A 2,078-nucleotide genomic window follows, 5' to 3' on the forward strand; every position below is an offset into this window, starting at 1 on the left:
GCAGCGCCGCGCCGGGCGCGAGGTACAGGCCGTCGAGCCGCACGGCCGGACCGGCCGCCGCCTTCGCGACCGCGGCGTCGACGGGCCGGAACGCGAGCGGCTGCGCGAGCCGCACGATCGGCCGGTGTTCGCCGGCCGCGCGTATCGTCAGCGACTGCGCGAGCCGCAGCGACCTGCCGCCGTCGATCGCGGTGCCGGGCAGCGCCGCGATGTCGAGTTCGTGCACGAGGCTGTCGTGGATTTCGACGACGACAGTCTTGGTCGCCGTGTCGAGGCCGGCCAGCGCCGCCTGCAGGGTCAGGCCGCCGGCGATGTCGCCGACGCGGCGCAGCTCGACGTCGCCGTCGTCGGCGATGCGCCGCGACGCCGGATGCGCGCCGACCGGGCCGGCCGCGCCGTAGGTGAAGCTCGCGAACGCGCGCGTCGTCCAGGCGCCGTTCTGCTGCACGGCGATTTCGTCGGCCTGGACCTGCGAGGCGAGGCCGATCAGCACGCGGCCGATGTCGGGATCGACGACGACCTCGCCGTCGCGCAGCGCGCGGCGCAGTCCGCTTTCCCAGGCGCAGAGGTTGTCGCCGCGGAAGCGCCAGCGCCAGCCGGCCGGCAGCAGCGCCTGCAGCGACTGCGGCAGGAACAGGTGCAGTCCGGGATCGCCGAGGTCGAAGCCGGTCGGCGGCGTCACGGCCGCGTTGTAGAAATCGATGCGCACGTAGGCTTCGGGCCGGCCGGCCGGCGAGCCGCTCGTCAGGCGCGCGTCGAGCATCGGCCCCGGCACAGCGTCGGCCTCGGTCAATGGCGCGACGAAGCCGCCCGAGGTCGCCGCACGCAGGAAGCCCGGCCGGCTCGTGTTGAACAGGCGCACCGGCAGATCGAGCGGGTGCAGGTCGAGGCGCACGGCGAAGCGCGCGTCGCCGGCCGCGACGGCGCCGAGATCGGTCACGCCCTTGGCGAGCGGCCGCACGCGCGGGAGCCGGTAGGCGAAAAGCCGCCAGAGGAATACCGCGAGATTCGGCAGATTGACGTGCCGCGCGTCGTCGACGGCGATCTTGACGTCGGCGCTGTAGGCGAACGGATCGAACGGCGTGCCGAGCAGCGACAGCATCGCCGGATCGCGGATCGTCGCGGTGCCGCCGCGCGGCACGGCGAAGCGCGTCAGCGCCGGATCGCCGTACGGCGGCGCGCCGCCGGCATCCGGCCGCTGGTGGTTCAGGTGCTGCGACCAGCCGAGGTTCTCGCGCAGCTCGACGGCGCGGCAGGCCCAGCCCGTCAGATTGACCGCGAGCCGTTCGATCGCGCCGAGCGTGCCCTTGCGGCGGCGCAGCGCGATCGTGTCGGCGACATCGGCGCGCAGGGTGCGCGGATCGCCCGACAGGTGCGACGTGCCGAGCAGGTCGGCGATGTACGGAATGACCCAGTCGTCGCAGGTGTCGATGAACAGGTCGTCGTACAGCCGTCCGATGTCGTCGTGCAGCGCGCCGAACGCGCGCTCGACCGCGCCGAGGAACGCGCGCAGCTGGCCGGACGGCGACTGCTCCGCATCGTAGGTGCGATGGATCTCGGGCAGCCGGTCGAACAACGGGACGGGCGTGGTCATGCGCATTCTCCGGCGGAGGGCTCGGCGGCCGGCGTCAGGCTCAGGTGCGCCGGCGCGAGCTGCAGCAGTTCGTGCGCGCTGCAGGCGACGACGGCGGCGGCGGCGCGCGGCGCCGGCGGCAGCACCAGCGCGGCCGGATCGACGGCGCCGGCCGCGAAGCGTCCGAGTCCGGCGACCTTGCACCAGAGCACACCGTCGACGTTCTGCACGCGGCCTTCGATGCGGCTCGCGTATTCCACCTCGCCGAGCTGCCGCGCGCGCAGGCCGAACACGCCGCCGCGCGCGTTCGCCTCGTCGCCGGCGAGGCCCAGGGCCGCGCGGATCGCCGCCTCGACGTCGTCCTGCCGCCGGCGGGGATCGCGCGCATAGACAAGATCGAGATACACGTAGCGCGGCAACGCCTGCTCGACGACGAGCGCGAAGCGGTCCGGCCCGCGGCAGCGCTGCGCATGCGCGAGCGTGGCGCGCACGGCGGCGAACTCGG

2 protein-coding genes are annotated in these 2,078 nt (G+C 74.3%); both read right to left on the reverse strand.

Going from position 1 to position 2,078, the window contains the following annotated elements; genetic code table 11:
- On the reverse strand, positions 1–1,594 hold a 1,594-nt coding region (locus tag NON22_RS23510), incomplete at its 3' end, for a phage tail protein (protein ID WP_257389414.1).
- A partial coding sequence (locus NON22_RS23515) for a hypothetical protein (protein ID WP_257389415.1) occupies positions 1,591–2,078 on the reverse strand: 488 nt, incomplete at its 5' end. The genes NON22_RS23515 and NON22_RS23510, both read right to left, overlap by 4 nt.

The sequence above is a fragment of the Tahibacter caeni genome (assembly GCF_024609805.1).
Taxonomy (GTDB): domain Bacteria; phylum Pseudomonadota; class Gammaproteobacteria; order Xanthomonadales; family Rhodanobacteraceae; genus Tahibacter; species Tahibacter caeni.